The organism is Corynebacterium lemuris (genome assembly GCF_024919295.1).
Taxonomy (GTDB): Bacteria; Actinomycetota; Actinomycetes; order Mycobacteriales; family Mycobacteriaceae; genus Corynebacterium; species Corynebacterium lemuris.
Genome location: NZ_JANWTC010000042.1, coordinates 1 through 1,609, shown reverse-complemented (window position 1 = coordinate 1,609; position 1,609 = coordinate 1). Strand labels below are relative to the sequence as shown.

The window sequence follows — 1,609 nt, the reverse complement described above, 5'->3', positions numbered from 1 at the left end:
TTTTCCCACGCCGCTAAACCTAAATCACATCGGTGTATCCAGGCTAAAGCAATTCCTTACACCGTGTCCCAGCCAAAATGGGGTGTCAGACACCGGGATGCCGGACAGACAGTGCGAGAGTAAGGGAGCAGGAAATGTATCAGGAACTACTGAACACAGTTGGGGTTGAAGAGCATGCCGGACGCCCGGTCCATGATCCGGCGACCGAGGAGATCATTGGTTTCGCCCCCGAACAGACTGCAGAGGATCTTGATCAGGCTGTGGACAGAGCGGTCGTCGCCCAGGAATCCTGGGCAGCAGTGGGTCATACCCACAGGTCGGAGTTGCTCAATGCGATGGCGGATGCTGTTGATGAAAATGCGGAGGCACTGGCACACCTGCTGACGAGAGAGTCGGGGAAACCGCTGAACGGACCGAACTCACGTCTAGAGGTCAGCATGTGCAGCGACTGGCTCCGGGCTACCGCCGGATTTGAGACCCCGGCAGAAGAACTTGTTGACGAAGCCGATACCTACGCAACCCTCGAATACGAGCCTGTCGGGGTGGTCGGAGCGATCGGCCCCTGGAACTGGCCGCTGATGATCACCGTCTGGCAGATCGCCCCCGCCCTGCGGATGGGCAACACTGTGGTGGTAAAACCATCTGAGTATACCCCCCTCAGCGTTCTGGCCCTGGGCAGGGTACTCAACTCTGTCCTGCCCAAGAATGTCCTGCAAGTGGTATCTGGTGGGCGGGAAGTGGGGGCACGGATGAGCACGAACCCCGGAATCGACAAAATCATGTTCACTGGTTCCACCAGCACCGGCCGCGCCATCGCCGCCGCCAGTGCCGAGACCCTCAAACGTCTGACTCTTGAGTTGGGTGGCAATGACGCGGCGATCGTGCTCGATGATGCCGATCCACAGGCCATCGCCCAGGACATCTTCTGGGGTGCCTTCATCAACACCGGGCAGACCTGTGCCGCAATCAAACGCCTCTACGTCGCAGACACCATCTACGATGAGATGTGCGAGGCCCTCACCCAGATTGCCCAGGCGGTTCCGGTCGGGCCAGGGACCGACGAGAACAATGTACTGGGTCCGCTGCAGAATAAACCGCAGCTTGAGATCGTGACGAAGCTCGTCAACGCCGCACGCGACAGCGGAGCGACAATCCTCACCGGCGGACGCCCTGCCGAAGGCCCCGGGAACTTCTATCCCCCCACCATCGTCGCCGATATTGATCCGACCAACCCGCTGGTCACGGAAGAACAGTTTGGACCTGCCCTTCCTGTCATCCGCTTCACCGATCTTGAGGAGGCGGTGACATGGGCCAATTCTCTTGATGTGGGGTTGGGTGCTTCAGTGTGGTCAGGTTCCCGACACCGTGCGCTGGAGGTCGCCCGGAAGGTCAAGGCGGGCACGGTATGGATCAACAGTCATGCCAAGCCTGACCCCCGGATCCCCTTCGGCGGGATCAAACAGTCAGGTTACGGACTCGAATTCGGCAGTGAAGGGCTCAAAGGGGTCTCTGTCCCAAAGGTCTACAATGGCTGAGCCCCGCCCGAAGTCGATCCCGAGCAGAATCTGAGGAAGGGTCAGCCCGGACAGTACTGTCCGGGCTGACCCTT

1 protein-coding gene is annotated in these 1,609 nt (G+C 59.8%); it reads left to right on the top strand.

Features of this window, described 5'->3' with window-relative positions:
• Nucleotides 1-134: 134 nt before the first annotated feature.
• Entirely contained in the window at nt 135-1,535 is a 1,401-nt protein-coding gene (locus tag NYP18_RS15280; RefSeq protein WP_259429052.1) for an aldehyde dehydrogenase family protein, read from the top strand.
• Nucleotides 1,536-1,609: the final 74 nt, after the last annotated feature.

Bases quoted from the DNA above. Each gene is read 5' to 3' on its own strand.
- NYP18_RS15280 (WP_259429052.1), top strand. From the start codon at position 135: ATGTATCAGGAACTACTGAACACAGTTGGGGTTGAAGAGCATGCCGGA.